The sequence below is a fragment of the Paenibacillus sp. 01T47 genome (assembly GCF_056398245.1).
Window position 1 is genome coordinate 30,451 of the sequence record NZ_JBFTPA010000015.1, and the last position, 20,942, is coordinate 51,392.

22 protein-coding genes are annotated in these 20,942 nt (G+C 43.3%); 19 read left to right on the forward strand and 3 right to left on the reverse strand.

From position 1 onward, the window contains the following. Positions 1-141 precede the first annotated feature (141 nt). The 17 genes from accB (at position 142) to spo0A (ending at position 15,803) form a co-directional block, all read left to right on the forward strand. Positions 142-633 carry an acetyl-CoA carboxylase biotin carboxyl carrier protein gene (gene accB, locus AC1DOV_RS24425; protein ID WP_441886165.1) on the forward strand — a complete coding sequence of 164 codons (492 nt, stop codon included), beginning with the start codon at positions 142-144 and terminating at the stop codon, positions 631-633. A 53-nt stretch (positions 634-686) separates the two neighbouring features. Continuing rightward, complete coding sequence (accC, locus tag AC1DOV_RS24430) at positions 687-2,042, forward strand: acetyl-CoA carboxylase biotin carboxylase subunit (RefSeq protein ID WP_076266952.1); 1,356 nt, start codon at positions 687-689, stop codon at positions 2,040-2,042. Positions 2,043-2,178: 136 nt separating this feature from the next. Next, positions 2,179-2,586 (forward strand): Asp23/Gls24 family envelope stress response protein, encoded by a 408-nt coding sequence (locus AC1DOV_RS24435; RefSeq protein WP_076266953.1) that lies wholly within the window; start codon positions 2,179-2,181, stop codon positions 2,584-2,586. Positions 2,587-2,688: 102 nt separating this feature from the next. Further along, entirely contained in the window at positions 2,689-3,246 is a 558-nt protein-coding gene (gene amaP / locus AC1DOV_RS24440; protein WP_076266954.1) for an alkaline shock response membrane anchor protein AmaP, read from the forward strand. 14 nt (positions 3,247-3,260) lie between these two features. After that, entirely contained in the window at positions 3,261-3,491 is a 231-nt protein-coding gene (locus AC1DOV_RS24445; protein WP_441886173.1) for a DUF2273 domain-containing protein, read from the forward strand. A gap of 150 nt (positions 3,492-3,641) precedes the next feature. After that, complete coding sequence (gene nusB, locus AC1DOV_RS24450) at positions 3,642-4,085, forward strand: transcription antitermination factor NusB (RefSeq protein WP_054024290.1); 444 nt, start codon at positions 3,642-3,644, stop codon at positions 4,083-4,085. Between the two features lie 50 nt (positions 4,086-4,135). Continuing rightward, the gene (gene folD, locus AC1DOV_RS24455; protein ID WP_076266956.1) at positions 4,136-4,996 is read left to right on the forward strand and encodes a bifunctional methylenetetrahydrofolate dehydrogenase/methenyltetrahydrofolate cyclohydrolase FolD; all 861 of its coding nucleotides are present in this window, start codon (positions 4,136-4,138) and stop codon (positions 4,994-4,996) included. Between the two features lie 8 nt (positions 4,997-5,004). Beyond that, positions 5,005-6,381, forward strand: a complete 1,377-nt coding sequence (xseA, locus tag AC1DOV_RS24460) for an exodeoxyribonuclease VII large subunit (RefSeq protein WP_477551287.1) — start codon at positions 5,005-5,007, stop codon at positions 6,379-6,381. Beyond that, positions 6,359-6,613 (forward strand): exodeoxyribonuclease VII small subunit, encoded by a 255-nt coding sequence (gene xseB / locus AC1DOV_RS24465; protein ID WP_076266958.1) that lies wholly within the window; start codon positions 6,359-6,361, stop codon positions 6,611-6,613. The genes xseA and xseB overlap by 23 nt, the downstream gene beginning before the upstream one ends. Positions 6,614-6,615: 2 nt before the next feature. Next, the gene (locus AC1DOV_RS24470) at positions 6,616-7,530 is read left to right on the forward strand and encodes a polyprenyl synthetase family protein (protein WP_076266959.1); all 915 of its coding nucleotides are present in this window, start codon (positions 6,616-6,618) and stop codon (positions 7,528-7,530) included. Between the two features lie 117 nt (positions 7,531-7,647). After that, positions 7,648-9,546 carry a 1-deoxy-D-xylulose-5-phosphate synthase gene (gene dxs, locus AC1DOV_RS24475; RefSeq protein WP_477551288.1) on the forward strand — a complete coding sequence of 633 codons (1,899 nt, stop codon included), beginning with the start codon at positions 7,648-7,650 and terminating at the stop codon, positions 9,544-9,546. Between the two features lie 16 nt (positions 9,547-9,562). Continuing rightward, on the forward strand, positions 9,563-10,396 hold the full coding sequence (locus AC1DOV_RS24480; protein WP_477551289.1) for a TlyA family RNA methyltransferase: 834 nt from the start codon (positions 9,563-9,565) through the stop codon (positions 10,394-10,396). A 179-nt stretch (positions 10,397-10,575) separates the two neighbouring features. Further along, the gene (locus tag AC1DOV_RS24485) at positions 10,576-11,043 is read left to right on the forward strand and encodes a hypothetical protein (protein WP_477551290.1); all 468 of its coding nucleotides are present in this window, start codon (positions 10,576-10,578) and stop codon (positions 11,041-11,043) included. Between the two features lie 16 nt (positions 11,044-11,059). Continuing rightward, entirely contained in the window at positions 11,060-11,512 is a 453-nt protein-coding gene (gene ahrC / locus AC1DOV_RS24490; RefSeq protein ID WP_076266962.1) for a transcriptional regulator AhrC/ArgR, read from the forward strand. 16 nt (positions 11,513-11,528) lie between these two features. Beyond that, on the forward strand, positions 11,529-13,241 hold the full coding sequence (recN, locus tag AC1DOV_RS24495; protein WP_441883314.1) for a DNA repair protein RecN: 1,713 nt from the start codon (positions 11,529-11,531) through the stop codon (positions 13,239-13,241). A 123-nt stretch (positions 13,242-13,364) separates the two neighbouring features. Further along, positions 13,365-14,693, forward strand: coding sequence for a SpoIVB peptidase (spoIVB, locus tag AC1DOV_RS24500; RefSeq protein ID WP_477510521.1), 1,329 nt, complete (start codon positions 13,365-13,367; stop codon positions 14,691-14,693). Between the two features lie 297 nt (positions 14,694-14,990). After that, entirely contained in the window at positions 14,991-15,803 is an 813-nt protein-coding gene (gene spo0A / locus AC1DOV_RS24505; RefSeq protein WP_076266965.1) for a sporulation transcription factor Spo0A, read from the forward strand. A gap of 744 nt (positions 15,804-16,547) precedes the next feature. On the opposite strand, the gene AC1DOV_RS24510 is transcribed toward spo0A, so the two are convergent. Continuing rightward, entirely contained in the window at positions 16,548-17,768 is a 1,221-nt protein-coding gene (locus AC1DOV_RS24510) for a GNAT family N-acetyltransferase (RefSeq protein WP_076267026.1), read from the reverse strand. A 289-nt stretch (positions 17,769-18,057) separates the two neighbouring features. Further along, positions 18,058-18,225: a mechanosensitive ion channel protein MscL gene (locus tag AC1DOV_RS24515; RefSeq protein WP_144376707.1), complete on the reverse strand. Its 168-nt coding sequence runs from the start codon at positions 18,223-18,225 to the stop codon at positions 18,058-18,060. 136 nt (positions 18,226-18,361) lie between these two features. Here AC1DOV_RS24515 and coaD point away from each other — a divergent pair, with 136 nt between their 5' ends. Next, positions 18,362-18,844, forward strand: a complete 483-nt coding sequence (gene coaD, locus AC1DOV_RS24520; RefSeq protein ID WP_076267027.1) for a pantetheine-phosphate adenylyltransferase — start codon at positions 18,362-18,364, stop codon at positions 18,842-18,844. Positions 18,845-18,935: 91 nt separating this feature from the next. Here the strand turns inward: coaD and AC1DOV_RS24525 are convergent, their stop codons facing one another. Continuing rightward, on the reverse strand, positions 18,936-19,229 hold the full coding sequence (locus AC1DOV_RS24525; protein WP_054024305.1) for a DUF2627 domain-containing protein: 294 nt from the start codon (positions 19,227-19,229) through the stop codon (positions 18,936-18,938). A 216-nt stretch (positions 19,230-19,445) separates the two neighbouring features. Between AC1DOV_RS24525 and lpdA the strand changes: the two genes are divergently transcribed. Next, positions 19,446-20,873 (forward strand): dihydrolipoyl dehydrogenase, encoded by a 1,428-nt coding sequence (gene lpdA / locus AC1DOV_RS24530; protein WP_430057922.1) that lies wholly within the window; start codon positions 19,446-19,448, stop codon positions 20,871-20,873. Positions 20,874-20,942 lie beyond the last annotated feature (69 nt).

The window sequence follows — 20,942 nt, forward strand, 5'->3', positions numbered from 1 at the left end:
AAATGATTCGTGTTCAGGCTTGTTTATGATATAATGTTAAACGTTATGTGAAAGAATTGGTTATAATGGCATGGACACCATTTAGGTGTACAAGCTATGGAAGCAATCTTGCTATCGCAAATTTAAGGAGTGAAAATATTCATGTTCAAATTGAGCGAGATCAAAGAGTTGATCAAATTGGTTGATCAAACCTCCGTTCATGAGCTGGAAATTGAAAACGAAGGGACTCGCCTGCTCATCCGCAAGCCTGGCAAAACAGAAGTGGTGAATGTGCAAGCGGCCCCAATTACGCATACATACGCGCCTGCACCATTACAAGCTCAGCCAGCCGCTCCAGCAGCGCAGACTCAAGCCGTACAAGAAACGGCACCAGCTCGTCCTTCAACGGATCATTTGCATCAAATCGTATCTCCAATGGTAGGAACGTTCTATAGTTCTCCGACTCCGGAAGCGGGAGCTTTCGTAAAAGTAGGCGATCGCGTAAATGATAAGAGCGTCGTATGTATATTGGAAGCTATGAAGCTGATGAATGAACTTGAAGCAGAAGTTAAAGGCGAAATCGTGGAAATTTTGGTTTCTAATGGTCAGCTCGTTGAGTACGGCCAGCCACTATTCCTTGTAAAGCCTGAATAATGTAGTGAGTTGACGTCCGAACAGGGAAACTGTCGTTTGAAAGGGGTTCCTACGTGAAATTTCACAAAATATTAATTGCAAACCGCGGTGAGATTGCTGTACGTATCATTCGCGCTTGCCGCGAATTAGGTATTAGCACTGTTGCCGTTTATTCCGAAGCGGATCGTGATTCGCTTCATGTACGGTTAGCCGATGAAGCCTATTGTATCGGGCCCACGGCATCTAAAGACAGCTATTTAAACTTAACGAATATTATGAGCGTAGCTACAATAACCGAGTGTGATGCTATCCATCCAGGTTACGGTTTTCTAGCTGAAAACGCTGACTTTGCTGAAATATGCGAATCATGCAATATCACCTTCATCGGGCCATCGCCGGAAGCCATTAATAAGATGGGCGACAAAGCGGTTGCTAAGCTGACGATGAGAACGGCTGATGTGCCAATCATTCCGGGTTCTGACGGCCTTGTTGAGAATATGGATGAAGCTATCCGTGTCGCTCGCGAAATCGGCTACCCCGTTATTATTAAAGCAACAGCGGGCGGCGGAGGCAAAGGCATCCGAATTGCGGATGACGAGACAACGCTAGTAGCGCAAATTACGACTGCACAACAGGAAGCTCAAAAGGCTTTCGGTAATGCGGGCGTTTATCTGGAAAAATATTTGACGGGCATGAAGCACGTTGAAATTCAAATTATGGCTGACAAGCATGGCAATGCTGTTCATTTGTTCGAACGTGATTGCTCTGTGCAGCGCAGACGCCAGAAGCTCGTCGAAGAGGCGCCTTGTTCTGTTCTTACTCCTGAACTACGGGATAAGATGGGACAAGCAGCAGTTCGCGCTGCTTTAGCTGTAAATTACTCAGGCGCAGGAACATTAGAGTTTCTACTTGGCCCTGATGAGAAGTTCTACTTTATGGAAATGAATACGCGTATCCAAGTTGAGCATCCCGTAACGGAGATGATCACTAACGTGGATTTAATTAAAGAAATGATTTCTGTAGCAGAGGGCAATCCACTTTCATTCTCACAAAGTGATTTGAAAATTACTGGCTGGTCCATCGAGTGCCGGATTAACGCAGAGGATTCCGAAAGGAACTTTATGCCTTCTCCTGGCCTGATTCCCTTTTACTTGCCGCCTGGCGGCGCGGGTGTACGTGTGGATAGCGCAGTTTACCCTGGCTATACGATTTCACCGCATTACGATTCGATGATTGCTAAGCTTATCGTTTGGGGCTCAACCCGCGAAGAAGCCATTGCAAGAATGAAACGGGCATTGTCTGAATTCGCTATTGATGGCATTCGGACAACCATTCCTTTCCATTTGAAGCTGCTTAATCACCCGAAATTCGTAAGCGGAAACTTCGACATTAAGTTTCTTGAGGAGCACGATATTAACGCTCCTGAATGAAGATACGACAAAGATGTGAACAAGTAGTATCGTTTGTCATATTTCTTACCGAATGTTATAGTATATTAACAAGATGCGGTTTATTGCTTGGCCTTGACGCCGAGTACGCGCAACTTTAAGGAGGTGTACAGCCATCATGAGTACGATAGCTGCGGAGTATGAGAAAACGGACATTGGCACGATTCAAATTGCACCTGAAGTCATCGAAGTTATCGCTGGATTAGCTACGATTGAAGTGGATGGAGTCGCTGGAATGAGCGGCGGATTTGCAGGAGGCATCGTAGAGCTTCTTGGACGCAAAAATTTATCCAAAGGTGTTAAAGTTGAAGTGGGTCAGCGCGAAGCTGCGGTAGATGTATCCATTATCGTTGAGTACGGCAACCGTATTCCGGAGATCGCTTCGGAAATTCAACGTAATGTGAAACGTTCTATCGAGATGATGACGGGACTCCACGTTGTTGAAGTGAACGTACATATTCACGATGTACATTTCAAGACGCCTGATAAACCGGAAGAAGAAGAAGTGCTGCACCGAGTTAAATAAATAAAGATGTTTTAATTAAATCCCGTACAACCCCCTCGTGAATGGGCATGCCGCTCGGCGCAAGGGGGTTTTCATTCGGCTTGGCAGGAGGAGGCGCTACGCATGATTAAGGTCGTGGACAAGCTGCTTTTGTTTTTGTATAGCATCGTGATTGGATGTTTATCCGTTTTTCTGCTATCCATAGGATTTGGCTGGATATCGCGAGATTTATTAAACGATTTAATAGGCGATTTATATCGTATCGACTCCATACAGATTACGCTCGCAGTTGTCGGAGTCATCCTATTCATTCTTAGCCTAAGGTTTTTTGTCGTATCTCTTTATCGCGGATCAGCTACAGCTCCGTCAATTGATCAAAGAACTGATTTCGGAGATATTCGCATCTCTCTTGAAACCATTGAAAATTTGACATTGAAAGCAGCATCGCGCCAGCGCGGCGTTAAGGATTTGCGTGCTCGCATTCGGGCAACGGATGCTGGACTTGATATCGTAATACGCGCTGTAGTAGATGGAGAAAGTTCCATACCGGTGCTTACGGAAGAGATTCAACGTACGGTGAAAGAGCATGTAGAGGATATTGCCGGTATACCCGTAACGAACGTTGCGGTATATGTTGCGAACATCATTCAAACGGGGACATTTAAGAGTCGCGTGGAATAGAGGTGAGTTTGCTCATGTGGAGGGAATTCTGGAACATCTATCAGAAGCGTATGATTGGCGCAGCGATAGGGCTGTTTTTCGGATTGCTATATTTGTTTGTCGGTTTTTGGGACATGCTTTTTGTAGGGCTGCTCGTCTCAATCGGTTATTGGATCGGCTTACAAAAGGAAACAAGCGACGGACCTGTTTTTCCATGGCAGCGGCTTTGGTATTCGTTGTTGGAAAGATTTCGACCGTTTAAATGATCCTGTGGTCTCCTCCGTACTCCGGATTTCGGAAAGCCGCTTATTCGGGGCAGGGAGGAGATCATAGGTTTTTTTTGAAATATTGGCTTGAACAATTGAGTTTACAAGAATAAAACCATTTTATCGGCATGAAACTGCCGCGGAGGTCACATGAAACGTAGATTAGCACGAGAAATAGCGATTTCAAGCTTATACCAGATGGAAATGAATGAAGTTACGGCTTCAGATGCAGTGGACATGCTTGTGGAAGAAATGAGTTTAGATAATGAAATGGGTGCCGATCCTGCTGAGATAGGCAGCACAGATGCGTTCGCACGTGAGATTGTAGCTGGCGTAATGGAACATAAGCAAGCCATTGACGGTATGCTACAGCAATTTTTGACAGGCTGGCATATTGATCGTTTATCCCGCGTAGATCGCCAGGTTCTAAGGCTTGCTACGTACGAGATGGTATTTCGCGATGATGTTCCGCCGAAAGCAACGATCAATGAAGCGATTGAGCTTGCCAAGCATTTTGGCACAGAGGAATCCGGCAAGTTTGTAAACGGCGTACTTGGAAAATTGCTTTTGGAAATCGAAGAATTAAAATCATAATGGATATGAAATTAATCAAACATTCATCGATGTAAAAGGAGACTGGAGCTATGTGTGCACAAATCATTGAAGGAAAGAAAATATCCGACCTTATCCGTGAGGAGATGATTACGGAAACTGCAGCCTTGAAAGAAAAGGGAATTATCCCAGGTTTGGCAGTCGTACTCGTAGGCGAAGATCCTGCCTCAAAAGTTTACGTTGGCTCTAAGGAAAAAGCTTGCCAGCAGCTTGGTTTTTATTCAGAGGTACATCGTTTAGACGCAGACACAAGTGAAGAGGATTTACTTGCTGTTATTGAACGTTTGAACAATCAGTCTACGATCAACGGGATTCTAGTTCAACTGCCTCTTCCGAAGCATATTAACGAGAAGGCTGTTATTGATGCGATTGCCGTTGAAAAAGATGTTGACGGCTTCCATCCGGAAAGTGTTGGCAATTTGGTTATTGGCGACGACAGCCTGCTGCCTTGTACGCCTGCTGGAGTAATTGAGCTTATTAAGCGCAGCGGTGTTGATATTTCGGGGAAACATGCCGTTGTTATCGGAAGAAGCAATATTGTGGGCAAGCCAGTTGCCATGCTGCTGCTTCGTGAGAATGCTACAGTTACGATCTGTCATTCTCGTACTGCAAACATGGAGGAAATCGCTAAACAAGCAGATATTCTTGTTGTTGCCATCGGGAAGGCAAAAGCTATTGACAGTAAATTTGTTAAGCCAGGGGCAATTGTTATTGATGTCGGCATTAACCGTTTGGAGAGCGGCAAGCTCGCGGGTGATGTTGATTTTGACGATTGTTTGGATACAGCCGGCTTCATTACACCAGTACCAGGCGGAGTTGGTCCGATGACGATTACGCTCTTAATGAAAAATACGATTACAGCAGCAAAAAGGGCTAACGGAATTAAGGAGTGATGGCGGGCATGGCTGATCAGCCTCGAATTTATTCCATAAAAGAGCTTAATCGGTATATTCGCATGAAAATGGAGTCGGATACACTGCTTGGCGATATTTGGCTGCGCGGTGAAATTTCCAATTTCACACATCATTCAAGCGGACATATGTATTTTACGCTGAAAGATAGCGATAGCCGGATCAAATCCATTATGTTCGCATCCCATAACCAGCGGCTTCCGTTTATACCTAAGGAAGGTACAAAGGTAATTGCTAGAGGGAATATAACGGTTTATGAGCGCGACGGCAATTATCAATTTTATGTTAATTCGATGCAGCCTGACGGTATTGGGAGCTTGTATCTAGCGTTTGAACAGCTTAAAAGCAAGCTGAGCAATGAAGGACTCTTCGCAGAGTCGCGCAAACGGGCGATTCCTCTTTTTCCAAAGGCTATTGGAGTTATCACATCGCCAACGGGTGCAGCTGTACGTGATATTATCATTACTTTGCAGCGCCGTTACCCATTAATACCGATATATGTTTATCCTGTGCTCGTACAAGGGACTGGGGCAGCACCTGCTATTGTAAAAGCGATAGAAGCAATGAACCGTTTTGGCGAAGCCGACGTATTAATTGTAGGACGCGGCGGCGGATCATTAGAAGAGCTCTGGGCTTTCAATGAAGAATCCGTTGCTCGAAGCATTTCGAACTCGCAGATTCCGATAATTAGTGCGGTAGGACATGAAACAGATTTCACGATAGCTGATTTTGTCGCTGATTTACGAGCCGCCACACCTACAGCTGCAGCAGAGCTCGCTGTTCCGAGCATTTCCGAATTGAAGCAGCAGCTGAATCGCCAGCAGCAGCGTCTAGTACAAGGAATTCGTTACCGTGTAAGTGATGAGAAGGAGAAGCTGCAGCGCATAAGGCGTTCACCTTTTTTCTTGCATCCGCGCAGGTATTTGCTTGAACAGGCAGAACGGCTCGATCGATTGTCAGAGCAGCTTGTTCAGCGAACAAAACGTATTACAGAACGAAGTCATATAAGATTGGCAAGGCAGCAGGCTACACTTTCTGCCCATCATCCTGGCGAGCGGGTAGCTTTCGCAGCCAAAAGGTGGCAGACAGCGACGAAGCAGCTAGAGAGTGCTATGAATAATTCTGTTAAAGACAGGAAAAACAAGCTTTATACCTCTATGAAGCAGCTTGATGCCTTAAGTCCTTTAAAAGTTATGTCTAGAGGTTACAGCCTTGTGTATGATGAGCAAGAGCAACGATTAATCAAATCGATTCGCGATGTGAAAGTAGGCGACATCGTAAAGGTGAAAGTAGCGGACGGTCAGCTAGATTGTCATGTAGGTTCATTGAGAGGAGATCAAATGGATGGCAGCAACGAATCAAAGTGAGCTCACTTTTGAGCAAGCAATGGAACGACTAGATTCTATTGTATCTAAGCTTGAGAATGGCGATGTTCCTCTTGAGACAGCGATTGAGTTATTCCAGGAAGGAATGAAGCTTTCGCAGCTTTGCGGGGGGAAACTTGAGCAAGTTGAGCAAAAAATCGAACTATTGATTGAAACAGAGCAAGGCTTCCAGAAAAAAACGTTTGCAGATGCAATCGAGAATAAAGGGGAATAAGCTTGAGCGAGAGGGCAGCAATAAAAGCATATTTATCGCAAACCACGGAGCTTATTGAAGCTTCGCTAAAACAATCGTTACCAAGCTCATGGGATGTTCCCCTACGTCTAAGGGAAGCAATGCTATATTCCCTTGAAGCAGGTGGGAAACGCTTAAGACCAGCACTCGTTATTGCAGCCGCAGAAGCTGTTTTCAATAAGCCAGAAACATTGAATGCTGCTATGCCTGTTGCTTGTGCCGTAGAGTTTATACACACCTATTCGTTAGTGCATGATGATTTGCCAGCTATGGATGATGATGATTTCCGCAGAGGCAAGCCAACCAACCACAAGGTTTTTGGTGAAGCAATGGCGATATTAGCCGGAGATGCGCTTCTGACGCACGCCTTTCATTTAATTCCACAAGCAGCTCGTCAAGGCGGTGTCGCAGCAGATGTTGCGCTTGCCATTGTCGAAGATTTGGCTAAATTAGCAGGAGCTCCCGGGATGGTAGGCGGTCAAGTTGCCGATATGCTAGGTGAGCAAGGCATTACGTCAATTCATGAACTAGAGTATATTCATCTTCATAAAACAAGTGATCTTATTGCCTTCTCGGTTATGGCTGGCGGCCGTATTGGCGGAGCAACAGAAAAGCAGCTTGAACTGCTCGCGATTTATGGACGCAACATCGGTCTTGCTTTTCAAATTCAGGATGATATTTTGGATTTGATTGGGGACGAGAAGAAGCTGGGTAAGAAGACGAACAGTGATGTTCAGCAAAATAAAGTAACCTATCCGTTCCTTATCGGAATAGAAGAAAGCAAAGCTCAAGTTGAACGGCTTACCCAGGAAGCGAAGTCTGCCGTGCTGGAAGCGGAGTTCATAGCTCCAGATCGACTGCTTGAAATTGCAGATTATCTTGTTGGGCGCGATCATTGAGTATGTGATGCTTTTTCCATTTTGGTTGGGAAAAAAAGCTCGGTATGCTATAATAGGAAAAATGTAGATGTACATGGGACAGCAATAAATGCTGTCCGCGAAAGCGAGGAAAGTAACGTGCTGCTTGACCAGATTAACGGACCTCAAGATTTGAAAGCTTTGACAACCGCTCAGCTAGAGCAACTGGCCGCTGAAATCCGTCAGTTCCTTATTGAGAAGCTTTCCGTTACGGGTGGTCATCTCGCTCCTAACTTAGGAGTCGTTGAGCTGACCCTAGCCATGCATTATTTATTTAATAGTCCAGAAGATAAGTTTATTTTTGATGTAGGCCATCAATCCTACGTTCATAAAATTTTAACCGGTCGTATGGATCGGTTTGATACGCTGCGTCAATATAAAGGTTTATGCGGTTTCGTCAAACGTTCAGAAAGCGAACATGATGTTTGGGAAGCTGGACATAGCAGTACATCATTGTCTGCCGCTATGGGTATGGCGCTTGCTCGTGATCTTAAGGGTGAGAGCAATCGTGTAGTTGCAGTTATAGGCGACGGTGCTTTAACTGGCGGTATGGCCTTAGAAGCGCTTAATCATATCGGACACGAGAACAAGAACTTAATCGTTGTCTTGAACGATAATGAGATGTCCATTGCTCCAAATGTGGGTGCATTGCATCACTATTTAGGGAAAATTCGTACAGATCGTCATTATCATAAAGCTAAGGATGAGCTTCAGCAGCTGCTCAACAAAATCCCTGCAATCGGAGGGAAGCTTGCTAAGACGGCTGAACGTTTCAAAGACAGCTTAAAATATTTGCTCGTTAGCGGCATTTTGTTCGAGCAATTTGGATTTACTTACCTGGGTCCAGTAGACGGACATGATATCGAGCAAGTGATTGATATTATGCGTCAAGCGGATGCAATGCCAGGTCCAGTTTTAGTCCATGTATTGACTGTGAAAGGCAAAGGTTATTCTCCTGCCGAAGCAGATTCGTTCAAATGGCATGGCATCACGCCATACAAAATTGAATCAGGCCAAGTAGTCAAAGCTGTTGGTCCGCCAGTATATACTGACGTTTTTGGTCAAATGCTAATCGAGCTTGCTGAGAAGGATGAGCGCATCGTTGCTGTTACTCCAGCAATGCCGGGCGGTTCAGGTTTGCTGCCATTCGCAGCAAAATTTCCGAATCGAATGATCGATGTGGGCATTGCAGAACAACATGCAGCTACCATGTCTGCTGCTTTGGCGATTGAAGGCATGAAACCTGTGTTTGCAGTGTATTCGACTTTCTTGCAGCGAGCATATGATCAAGTCGTTCATGATATTTGCCGTCAGAACCTGAATGTTATTTTTGCCATAGACCGTGCTGGATTCGTTGGCCCGGATGGTGAAACACATCATGGTGTTTATGATATTTCATTCTTAAGACATATACCAAATTTGGTCATTATGATGCCTAAGGATGAGAATGAGCTAAGACGAATGCTCAAGACCGCCGTAGAATATAATGATGGCCCAATAGCTGTTCGTTATCCGCGCATTGCAGGATTAGGCGTAGAGATGGAAGCAGATCCGCAAGTATTGCCTATAGGCAAGTGGGAAACCGTACGCGAAGGCGACTCCACCGTTATTATGGCCATTGGACCGATGCTGCAGGTTGCTGAAGAAGCTGCAGACCTTCTCAAACGAGAAGGTATCAATGTTCAAATTGTAAATGCTCGGTTTATTAAGCCGCTTGATGAAAAGATGCTATTATCGTTTGCTGCAGAAGGCAGGCATATGATTGTGCTTGAGGAAAATGCAGAGCTTGGCGGTTTTGGCAGCTCTGTTCTTGAGTTCTTCTCACTTAAAGGCATTTACGGCTTAACTATTCGGATCATTGGAGTACCTGATGTATTCGTTGAACACGGATCCATTAAAGAACAACGCAAAGAAATTGGATTAACGGCTGAGAGAGTTGCAACAGAATTAAAAACGATGCAGCCAAGGCGCATGAAACGAGTTACTGGCAAACAGTAACGTCTGAGGGTGAAAGATGACAACAACAACAGCTAAAGAACGAATAGACGTATTGCTTGTTGAGCGCGGCTTTTATGAAAGCAGAGAAAAGGCAAAAGCGGCTTTGATGGCGGGTCTTGTGCTAGTAAATGACGAGCCTGTTGACAAAAGCGGTATGAAGGTGGCACGTTCGGCAGACATTAAGGTAAAGGGCGCGCTTCATCCTTATGTTAGCCGAGGCGGGCTAAAGCTGGAAAAAGCGATTCGAGTGTTTAATATTGATTTGCGCGAACGCGTTATGCTCGATATCGGTGCATCAACCGGTGGCTTTACCGACTGCGCATTACAAAATGGGGCATCATATGTATATGCTATTGATGTTGGATATAACCAACTTGATTGGTCGCTAAGACAAGATGAACGCGTTCACGTTATGGAGCGAACTAATTTTCGTTATACGCAGCCAGCTGATTTAGTTGGGCCACCGCCAACATTTGCAACAATTGATGTATCCTTTATTTCGTTAAGACATATATTGCCTGCTTTATCTACGTTATTAACGGTTGGTTCCGGTATTGTAGCTTTAATTAAGCCGCAATTCGAGGCTGGGCGTGAGAAAGTAGGTAAATCAGGAGTTGTACGTGACTCAGGCGTGCACAGAGATGTACTTCGTACCGTTTTGACTGGAGCAGCTGAGATTGGTTTTTCATTGCAGGATATTACGTTCTCTCCAATTACGGGTGGAGAAGGCAATATTGAATTTTTAGCTTATTGGCATTGGTCTGCTGAACCAAATACTGCTGTACCCGATGACAACGTATTAGCGGAGCTAGTGAAACAAGCAAATGAAACCTTTACAACGAATAAATAAATGAGAAAGGTGCCTGGCAGAGTCATAACTGCCGGCATCTTTTTTACTTTACAGCATAGTGCTCCATTTGTTAAACTATAGAAAAGCAAACAAACGTTCGGCAATCGACATAAACAGGAAAATGCCCCCAGCATAGCGAACGAATAAGTATACAATCCATTTGCGAATGGGGGATGCTGATGGGAACCTATGGTGATTGGGCGATCATGCTGGTCGCTGGATGTTTGTTCGTATTGTGGCTGTTCAGAGTGTTTCACCGCTGGCTGCATGAGCCTGCAAGTGTTAGTCGGCTCACACTCGGCAAGGGTGGTACTCTTTCAGTAGATGATGAAAATATATTGTTGCTGGAGCAAGCTGGGTACGAAGTAACTTCAGGAAAACATTTAGTTCCGATTCCAATCAAGCTTGATGATGTGCCGCTTGGAAAGGGAAGTCGGTTATACATTGATTATATTGCGGAAATGAATAATTGCACGTATATAGTGAAAACTGCTCGTGACCGGATGCCAATTGACTGGTCGCCGAGCTGTGTAAGAGATCGTTTGCTTGTGTATTCGCTGCTTTTGCCCGAATGCGACGGAATTTTATTCGTGGATGCAAGGGAGAAGTTGATTCGCAAAGTCACGTTTCACATCGCAGACCAATAACTCATGGAGGTTTTTTATGAAGGGGCTTCGTCAATATCGAATCAAAGAAATTATTAGCAATAGTGTGATTGAAACACAAGAGGAGCTTGTAGAAGCGCTTCGTACGACAGGTATGCAAGTAACGCAAGCGACCGTATCACGCGATATGAAGGAATTAATGCTAATTAAAGTGCCTGCAGGTGAAGGCAAATATAAGTATTCCATTCCGCAAGAGCATCAGAAACAAAATCCTATTCATAAGCTTAAGCGGGCTTTGCTTGACCATTTTGTACATATTGACTTTACAGATAATCTTGTTGTTATGAAATGTTTGCCAGGGACAGCAAATACCATTTGTGCATTGGTTGATAATATGGAGTGGACTGAAGTAATGGGTACTATCTGCGGAGACGATACGATCTTGATGATTTGCAGAACCAAGAAGCAAAGCAATGAAGTAGTAGAACGATTACTTGAGCTATTGAACTAAGGAGGATGTCAGAGCCATGCTGCGTGAGTTGTCGATAAGGAATTTAGCGGTAATTGAAGAAGTAAACGTTACATTTCATCATGGATTTCATGTATTGACAGGAGAGACAGGAGCAGGTAAATCGATTCTTATTGATGCGCTAAGCTTGCTGGTCGGCGGTAGAGGCTCCGCAGACATGGTACGGTATGGTTGTGATAAAGCTGAAATGGAAGCTTTATTTGACCTTCCACGAAATCATCCTGTATGGGTCGTTCTGAACAAGCTTGGTGTACATGCATCCTGTGATGAGATGTTAGTAATAAGAAGAGAGCTGTCTGCAAATGGTAAGAGCAGCAGCCGTGTGAATGGCCAGCTCGTTACAATGACCATGCTAAGGGAAATTGGCGAATGCCTTGTCAATATTCATGGTCAGCATGAGCATCAATCACTCCTTCGAACAGAACAGCATTTAGAGTGGCTAGATCTATTCGCTGGAGATTTGCTAATTGAACGGAAGCAAATATATCGGACCATATTTTCGCAGCTTCAGCAGGCAAGGGCATCATTACGCGAGCTGGAAAATTCGACTAGACACAATGTGCAAATGCTTGATTTATATCGTTTTCAAATTGAAGAAATATCGAATGCGCAGCTTAAGCCATTGGAAGATGAGCTTCTAACAGAGCAGAGGCGCAAGCTATTGTATGCAGGGAAGAGAATGGACGCCGTATCGGAGGCCTATTCGCTTTTGTATGGAGGCAAAGGGCTTGATATGGTTAGCAAGGCAGTAGCTAAGCTGATAGATATTCAAACTTATGACGCAGCGAAATTAAATCCACTACTTGAACAGCTTCAATCTGCCTTTTATCAAGCTGAAGATGCTGCTTTCCAGCTTCGTGATTATCGAGATGGAATTGAGTCTGATCCTGATCAGCTCTCGCAGGTTGAAGACAGGCTTGATTTAATAAATAGTATGAAGCGCAAATACGGGGAAACAATACCCGATATACTTGCTTATTTAGAGAGGACAATTGTGGATCGTGACAAGATCGAGAACCGTGATCAACTTCTTGAAGAGCTTAAAGCAGAGGAAATGAAGCTTTATGATCAAGCGCTGATTTTGGCACAGGAATTGTCACAGCTTCGGGAGCATGCAGCGACAAAGCTGTCTGAAGCGATTGAGAATGAGCTAGGACAGCTTCAAATGCCAGCGGCTAAGTTTCGTGTGCAAATCGATACGACAGTCGGAGGAGCGGGTGAAACAAAGCAGATTCGCTTGCATAGCAATGGTATGGATGAAGCGATCTTTATGCTCTCTACTAACCCAGGAGAGCCGTTGAAGCAGTTAAGCAAGATTGCTTCTGGGGGAGAAATGTCGCGTATTATGCTCGCCCTTAAGAGCATTTTCGCAGAAATTGATCAAGTTCCTGTACTTATTTTTGATGAGGTCGATACAGGCGTCAGCGGACGTGCTGCTCAGGCTATCGCAGAGAAAATGTCACAGCTTGCATCGAAGTGCCAAGTATTCTCTATAACGCATTTGCCTCAGGTTGCTTGCATGGCAGATCATCATTATGAAATAAGAAAACAAGTCATTGGTTCGCGTACATCTACATCTGTATCGGAACTGCTTGAAGCGGTACGTATCGAAGAACTAGCACGCATGCTTGGCGGAGTGGAAGTAACGGAAAAAACACGGAATCATGCACAAGAAATGCTTGATTTGGCACATAGACAGAAAGGAGCGTAATGGAAGCCAATTAGGGAATGTTTTTGTGGACATAAAACGAACGGGTGAGGGTAACTTAAAGGTACGCCATTGGCGACTTATCCTTCTTCGTCATGCGATGGAAATACAGGGAGCGTGAAATCATTGAACTCCAGTCAAAGGAAGCGATGGTTTGGCCTGGTTCTCGTTTTCTTCATTTGCATGATCGGAAGCTCCACCCCGTTTCAACATTTTGCCGCAATCCCGAATGAACTTCGTTTATTCTCCGGGCAACTGAAACGTTTACAATATGGAGTGCCCGTTCATGCTGAAGTAACGGTCGACCCTCAAATGCTTCAGATTAACGGATCAACCAGTCATTCTTTATCCGTAAATTTGAATGAACCACTGTCACTGCAGTCGAGTCAAAGCGGTCAAACGAAAATGAAAGTGAAATTATTTGGTAAAATTCCATTCAAGACTGTAAAGGTTAATGTTGTACCTGATCTCCGTGTCATTCCAGGCGGTCAAACGATTGGAGTCAAAGTTAAATCATCGGGCATTTTAGTTGTAGGACATCATCAGGTAGCTGGCAGCAACGGCATGAAACAATCCCCTGGTGAGGCCGCAGGACTGCGTTTAGGCGATTTAATTGTGAAGATTGATGGTACAAGCATTAATCAAGTAAACAGGATTGCGGAGCTAAGTGAGAAGGCTGGCAATGAGAAGAAGCCGCTTGAAGTAACCTATAAGCGAGATGGGCAATTAGGCAAGACGCTTTTAAATCCAGTTTATGATGCGGAAGATAAGGCATGGCGATTAGGTTTATATATCCGTGATTCAGCAGCCGGCGTAGGTACATTAACGTTTTATGCACCAGATCAGGGTGTTTATGGTGCATTAGGCCATGTTATCACGGATATGGACACACAAACTCCGATTGATGTTGGCGAAGGCCAGATTTTACAGTCCAGCGTTACGTCCATTAACAAAAGCCAAAATGGCGAGCCGGGAGAAAAAAGAGCGCATTTTGTGAAAGAAAGCAAAATATTAGGCAATGTTGAGCGAAACACTCCGTTTGGCATTTTCGGCAAAATGAATGAAGTTCCTACTCACAGTTACAGTGATAAATCTGTTCCTGTCGCATTTGCTGAAGATGTTAAGGAAGGGCCAGCGCAAATTTTGACTGTTGTGAATGGACAGAAGGTTGAGCGCTTTGATATTGAAATTGTGCATGTATCAAAGCAATCTGGTCCAGCGACAAAAGGTTTGGTTATTAAGATAACGGACAAAAGATTGTTAAGCAAAACCGGTGGTATTGTTCAAGGGATGTCGGGTAGTCCGATCATTCAAGATGGCAAATTAGTTGGAGCTGTCACTCATGTATTCGTTAATGATCCCTCTTCAGGATATGGCTGCTTTATCGAATGGATGCTGCAGGATGCAGGAGTACTGCTGAAGTCGGCAAACGGACATATCGGCGAAGCTGCATAATGGCTTGCTATTAGAAAATAACGCCCTCTTGAGCTGAATAGCAGCTTAGACGGGCGTTATTTTTAATTAAATCCATTTATCTAAAAACCGCGTCAATAGGTAAATGAGCAATGAAATTTGTCGAAGAAGAACGAACATCATCGGTACATGTAATAAATTTTTTATTATATCGAATCCCCGTAAAAAAATAAAGAAAAATAATTTTCGACAGAAGGAATTGAACTCCACATGTCGAAAACTTTAGATTAGACAACTAGTGAGCGAAATCATGAATATCATTTAAGGGAGGACCACAACTTGCATAAGATCGAAGTATTATTAGCAGATGACAACCGGGAATTTACTAACTTGTTATCGGAATACATATCCGAACAAAGTGATATGAGTGTGAGTGGAGTCGCGTATAATGGAGAAGAGGTTTTAAGACATCTGGAGGAAGCAAGAAAAGTTCCTGATGTGCTTATCCTTGATATTATTATGCCTCATTTGGATGGACTAGGTGTACTTGAACGGTTGAAAGAAATTAACCTATCTCCTATGCCCAAGATCATTATGCTGACTGCTTTCGGCCAAGAGAACATTACTCAAAAAGCGGTACAGCTTGGTGCTTCCTATTATATTTTGAAGCCGTTTGACATGGATATTTTAGCTAATCGTATTCGTCAGCTTGTTGGGAACCCAACTTACTCTTCAACGGGCAGCTTCACAACTAGCTCCTCTTCAATGAAATCCAACGTCGTTCCTATCCCTAAAGGGAAAAACCTCGATGCCAACATTACGAGCATCATTCATGAAATCGGAGTACCTGCTCATATTAAAGGTTACCAGTACTTGCGTGAAGCGATTACGATGGTTTATAACAATATCGAAATTCTTGGTGCCATCACAAAAACTCTTTATCCTGCCATTGCTGAAAAATTTAAAACAACGCCATCTCGCGTTGAACGCGCTATCCGCCATGCCATTGAAGTGGCTTGGACTCGTGGCAACATCGACAGCATTTCTCACCTGTTTGGCTATACGATCAACATCAGCAAATCAAAGCCTACTAATAGCGAGTTCATCGCGATGGTGGCTGATAAGCTGAGGATTGAGCATAAAGTTAGCTGAACGTAGAAGGGAGAATCGTTAAAGGAAAACTCGTTTTTAATAACTATCCGTAATCTAGTTATTGTGTGACTTCATACGTTTCAACTAGGTCATCTTAAATTCGATATGATTTGAATCCACTGCTTTATTGGGCTTTAAAGCCCATAAGAGGAGTGGATTTTTTTGTGGGGCTACATGACAAAATTTATAATAAATATTAAATTGTTATTATATTAAAAATTTGGAGTATTAAAGAATGATCTTATATTAAGGGGTTATTTTAAAAAGCTAAATAGAACATGATGTGAGTTATGCAGTTAAGGAGATTATACGTAAATATTTATAAAGGTTTTAGTTAACTATTTTTGAGCATGTTGGTAGAATGACGAAGTAATAAGGATTTATTGTGTGAGTAAGGCTCAATCTATCAGATTTCTCCTCATGAAGATTCTAACGAACCGTAAAGAGCTTATGTTTACGGAAATAGATGTTTAAAGATTTTAACGAATCATAGCAACGCTATTAGTCACTTTTGATCAATAAAAGAGACCAAATAAAAGAAATAAGGTAACTAGAGTTCGTTACATTTTATTTATTAAGAAATGAAGCCAATTAAAGTTATGGGGTTCGTTACGGTTGGTAATTGATGCTGCATCGTACGTCGTATCACATAAAAAGTTATCATAACGGATAAAAGGAAAAGAAAAATAAGCACCTCATCTCCTCAGGAAAATAGGTGCTTATTTAAAATCACTAACCCTGTTCTCAGAAATAATCAGAGAAATACGGACGCTCCTGATTAATCAATTGCTCCAGTTTTCGAATGGATGCGTCATCGGCTTGCATACGGCCAATACGTGCAAGATAGGTTGGCCGCTTGTAACCCATTAACATCGTCGTTAAAGCGGGAATGTCGATAACTACCGATGGTGCGATGCCGCCATGGGTCATATGGCCTTTTCCGTTTGTGTCTACCGTTAGGGTGAAGGTTCCTTGATTCCATTCAAGCATAGGATCATGGAGATTGATAACGAGTCGGCTTTCCTTTTCTTGCTTTTCAAATGGATACTGCTCGATGAACAATACGATATCTACAATTCGTGCCATGTAATAAGGAGCAATGGTTTCTTTAATATCCCCATCGTCCAATATGAATGCAAGAGGCTCATCCTGATAGATATCCCCTTTTACAAGCGTAATCATTGAGAAATGGGCACTGACAAAGTTCCATAATCCAGTGCGTGCCTCTTCGTTAATATAGATCATTTCTTTCATGTGAAAGATCTCTTCGGCAATCCAATACAGCAAATACCCCATAGGTGAGTCGTTATTGTCGTAATAGATCGCTACGGTCATATCATCTAAATCCCAGCGCAAATACTCTTCCCAAGCAAGCTCGTTTCGCAGCATAGCACCATGGTGCAAGCGGGCAAATTGCTCATATATTGTTTTGATGTCCGGATGTTCAATGGTTACACGTTCAACATGACCAGGCACGTTTTTCAGCTTAGGCAGCTGAGTGTCCGGAACCTCAAAAGAAATTTTATCGGAAATGATCTCCCAGCCTTTACGTCTGTAATAAGGAATTGAGTAGGGGTATAAGTAAGAGATCGATTGTTTCCGCTCACGCATTTTGCTTAAGGCAAGCAGCATGAGCTTATTCATCAAGCCCAAATTGGCATATTCGGGATAGGTTCCGACACCTGTCAGTCCACCCATTTCATAAATATGTCCGTAGATGTTTACCTGAAAGGGATATACAGCAAGCTGAGATATAAGTTTATCGCCATCAAACCACCCTTGAACATCGGCATACTGAAGTACGGGAAGCTTTGCTTTTGCTATCTCTCTGTTCTCCCAGCCGAAGGTTTGTAAATCGCGATTGGTCACTTGAAAAACATAGCGCAATAAATTGTTGAACTGCTCGCCATGCTGGGTTTCGATTTTTTTTAACTTGAGTCTGTCATGCAATTTCCGTCGACTCATAGGTGACAACCTCCATTTATTTAAACATATCCAAGTAGTGTACCATCCCTTAGAAGTGCAAACAAATTAGCCCTAACGGAAGGGAATGCAGCACATGGTCGAATTTGATGATTCAAAATGTTTGTTAGAGAATGGTGAAAAGTTTTCTATATGCTGAGGATGTCCTACAATTGATCTGATTAATCAAAAACAGACATGGATGTGTGTTAAGTAGGTATCGAGGTTGGAGGAGTTGGAAATTGAATATAAAATGGATTTTTTTTCAAAAAAAAAGGCCATCAAGGATGCCTCAGTTGTAAACAACTCTGCGGTTTAAATAAACGTTGCTGCCATATTTCTTGATTAAACCATGCGATTCTGCTTTTATAAAGCTATGAATTTCTTTTAGGCGCTGCGTTTGTGGCTGGATTGTCTCTTTTACTTTTCCATCTACGGTAACATCGAATACTATTTTCATGATTGCACCTCTTTTCTTTTGGTTAATTTCATAATAGTGTTGTTGTATGATGAGATCATAAATTGAAATGCGGACAATTGTAATTTTTTTTGGAAAGCATCATCGCTATGTAAAATATCCAAGGAGAGGTGACAGGATGAGAGCCGTCTACGCAGGAAGTTTTGACCCGATTACACTTGGGCATGTGTCCGTTATAGAGAGAGCCTTTCAATTATTTAGTGAGGTTCATATTATAGTCGCCAATAATCGATCAAAAAAACATCATTTTACGATAGAGCAGCGTACGGAGCTTGTCGCTTTATCTGTGCCAAAGGATGATAAAATCCATATTATTCCTTATGAAGGCATTGTGGCTGACTATATAAATGAGCATGATATTAACGTAGTCATACGGGGAATTAGAAATGCAACTGACCTAGAATATGAACTGCAGCTTGAGCAATATATTCGTAATACTACGTTGGCGGATACGATTTATTTATCTCCATACACGCATTACATGCAAACGAGCAGCTCACTCGTTAGAATGTTTCTTATGTCTGATAAGACGGAGCTGGCAGCTTCGTATATGGTTCCAAAAGCGTATGCGCAAATGCTTGATTACGTGGATTATACCTAGTTTTTTTTAAAATTCATCATAAAAAAAACCGCCAAGCTAGGATCAAAACGATCCGAACATGAGCGGTTTTAATTATGATTGTTGTATAAAACTAGCTTTGTGGCTTTGGCGGACGAGGACGTTTCTGCTTGAACCTAGGAGCAACGTAGTTCCGTTTGCGGTCGCGAAAAAAAGTCCAGCCCGCGATAAAACCTGCACCTGCAGCGAACATGATAAAGCCAAGTAAAAATTTGAGCCATTCAAAATCTGGCGTAATGGTTTCATTTCCGAATTCAGAGAAATACACGAATACCGAATCTTTCATTTTCAGAAAACCGAAGCAAGCAAGTAAGCCTGGAATAACGAGCATGAGGATAGCAATAAAGCGAGCAGCAACTAATTTCATAAATACAGTGTCTCCTTATCGGTCAAAATATACAGTTAGCTCTATCATACCTTTTTACGTGTAGAGTGTCTATTTCGTAAAACGACGATGTTTTCGTCATTAAAAACAGGTACAATATGGATGGATGACATGTTACAATGCGAATGGGCATCTTAGAGATTTATATGAATAGGCAAAAAAAGTATATAGTTATGGTTATTAGAAGGGAATGATTTTATGGCTATACAGGTAGATGTAGCAGTGCTCGGAGGCGGGCCTGGCGGTTATACAGCAGCCATTCGTGCTGCACAACTAGGAAAATCGGTTGCCATTATCGAAATGGACAAGCTTGGCGGCACATGCCTACATAAAGGATGTATTCCGAGTAAATCGCTGCTCCGGAGCGCTGAGGTATATTCAACGCTGCTTGAAGCAAGCTCATTTGGCATCCAAGTGGCAGATGGGGCGATATCGCTCAACTATGGCAAAGTACAAGAACGTAAGGATCAAACCGTAGAGCAGCTCTATCGTGGACTTCAAAGCCTAATGAAAAAGAATGGCATTCAAATTATTCAAGGCAAGGGCAGAGTCATTGGTCCTTCAATCTTCTCTCCAAAAAGTGGCTCATTGGCCGTAGAGCTGCCTGATGGGGAAATGGAATCGGTTGTATCCACTAATCTCATTATTGCTACAGGATCTCGTCCTCGTACATTGCCAGGTTTAACACCAGACGGCGAATATATAATGACCAGTGATGAAGCGCTAGTTATGGACAAACTGCCTAAATCCGTTATTATTGTCGGCGGTGGGGTTATCGGCGTTGAATGGGCTTCACTTCTGCATGATTTTGGCGTTCAAGTTATTTTGGTAGAAGCGGGCTCCCGCCTTTTGCCTGGTGAAGATACAGAGGTTTCAGCTGAGCTGACAAGAGTGCTGCGTGGACGCGGTGTACGTGTGCTGACTGGCGTTCAACTGCAGACCGATCAATACAAAGGCGAAAACGGTGAAGTGTCTATCGTTGCAGCTACGCAAGACGGTGACGTCATATTGACTGCAGAAAAGCTATTGGTATCCGTAGGACGCCAAGCGAATGTGGAAAACATGGGTCTCGAAAATACCGATGTTCGCACATCGGGCGGTGTGATCGAGGTCAATGCGTTCGGTCAAACGAGCGAGCCGCATATTTATGCCATTGGCGATGTTATTGGCGGTGTTCAGCTCGCTCATGCTGCTGCGCATGAGGGTATAATTGCAGCTGAGCATATTTGCGGTGAGAAACCCGTTGCGATTGAGGCTCATTTGATACCAAGGTGCATCTATTCCCGTCCGGAAATTGCTTCTTACGGCTTGACAGAGGATGGAGCACGCGCGAAAGGGCATGACATCAAGACGGGTAAAATTCCGTTTCAAGCGATTGGCAAGGCTATTGTTTTAGGAGAGAAAGAAGGATTCGTCAAGGTAATCGCTGATCGGAAGACCAACGATATTGTTGGTGTTCATATGATTGGAGCTCATGCAACGGATCTAATATCCGAAGCAGCACTCGCTGGAATTCTGAACGCAACACCTTGGGAAGTTGGCCAAATGATCCATCCTCATCCGACGCTTTCGGAGGCGCTGGGAGAAGCGATGCTTGCCGTAGATGATAGAGCGATATCGTTCTAATGAAGACTGTTTTCTTTTTGGTTCAATTGGAGTTATAATATATATGATCAAGTCTTAGTACCAGGTTAT